The organism is Bradyrhizobium sp. HKCCYLRH2047 (genome assembly GCF_051168175.1).
In the GTDB taxonomy this organism is placed as follows: Bacteria; Pseudomonadota; Alphaproteobacteria; order Rhizobiales; family Xanthobacteraceae; genus Bradyrhizobium.
Genome location: NZ_JBNPUM010000033.1, coordinates 1 through 1,408 on the forward strand (window position 1 = coordinate 1; position 1,408 = coordinate 1,408).

1 protein-coding gene is annotated in these 1,408 nt (G+C 63.4%); it reads left to right on the forward strand.

What is annotated here, in order from left to right; genetic code table 11:
* Nucleotides 1-22: 22 nt before the first annotated feature.
* Nucleotides 23-1,396: an IS4 family transposase gene (locus ACQR1D_RS31900; protein ID WP_434894290.1), complete on the forward strand. Its 1,374-nt coding sequence runs from the start codon at nt 23-25 to the stop codon at nt 1,394-1,396.
* Nucleotides 1,397-1,408: the final 12 nt, after the last annotated feature.

Below are 1,408 nucleotides of genomic sequence, written 5' to 3' on the forward strand. Positions count from 1 at the left end.
GGGCTACCGCATTCACACATCGATGTTGAATACGGGAAGAACGTCTGATTCCCTGTCATTCTCTTTCGGAGGAGGCTGGCATGGAGTTGGGGCTGGGGCGGTTTGGCGACCGCCGCCTGGAAAAAGGGGGGCCTTTCTTCTGGGCCGGCTGGTCGCCTCGGGCGGCGGAAGGCTTCGAGTGCGTCGATTGGGTGGCAATCGGGCGGGAGAGATTCGTCTGACGCGGTTGTTGCGCAACGAGGCCTTCAGCTGTGAGGAGATGCTGACGGAGGCGGCCAAGCGGACGTCGGAACGCTGCATGGGGCGGCATGTGCTGGCGATCCAGGACACGACCGTCCTGCGCTCGGAAGGCGGCGGAGGTGAGTATCTGCACGCCGTACTGGCTCTGAATGCTCAGGATGGCGCAATCCTGGGGCTGATCGACGGCTGCTTTCTGGAACGCAAGGGCGGCCGGCGTGCAGCCCGGCGATCCACACCGATCGAGGAGAAGGAGAGCTTCCGCTGGCTGGAAGGGGCCGAGCAGGCGACCTCGGTGTGCGCGGGAGCGGCTTCGATCACTGTGATCGCCGATCGCGAGAGTGACATCTTCGAAGCGTTTGCCTTGCGTTCGGAAGGTGTCGACCTGCTGATCCGCGCGGCGCATGACCGTGCATTGGCGGACGGCCAGACGTTATTTGTCCGAGTCGATGCGATGGCTGCGATGGGGCGCGCGGAGTTGGAGCTTCCTGCCAAGCCCGGGCGCAAACGGCGAACCGCTCAACTCGAGCTTCGCTTCATGCGGGCCAGTCTGGCTCAACCGACAGCTGGATTGCGCGCCAACCTGCCGAAAAGCGTGGCTGTAAACATCGTCGATGTGCGCGAGATCGACCCGCCAAGTGGCGAAGCGCCGGTCCATTGGCGCCTTCTCACGACGCATGAGATCGAGAACGAGGCGCAGGCTTGGCAGGTGGTCGGCTTTTACCGCCAGCGCTGGGCGATCGAGCAGCTCTTCCGCACCCTCAAGTCCGGTGGCTTCGACATAGAAGGTCTGGAGATCGAGGACAGCACGCCTCGCAACCGGCTCATCACCGCGACGTTGATCGCGACTGTATGTATCCAACAATTGGTACACGCGCGCGAGGGAGGCCCAGGTCCTCTACGCCCCCTCACAGATGCGTTCGACCCCGAGGACGTTCCGCTGCTCGAAGCTTGCTGCGCTCAGCTCGAAGGCAAGACGGAGCGGCAGAAGAATCCTCATCCGAAGGGGTCTCTGGCGTACGCAGCTTGGGTCTGCGCACGTCTCGGCGGATGGACCGGCTACTACGGAAAGCCAGGCCCCATTGTCATGTACGAGGGCTGGCTTGAGTTCCAGGCCATGAAGCGCGGCGCAAACCTCCTGACGCGAGCGGATGTGTGAATCCGGTAGCCC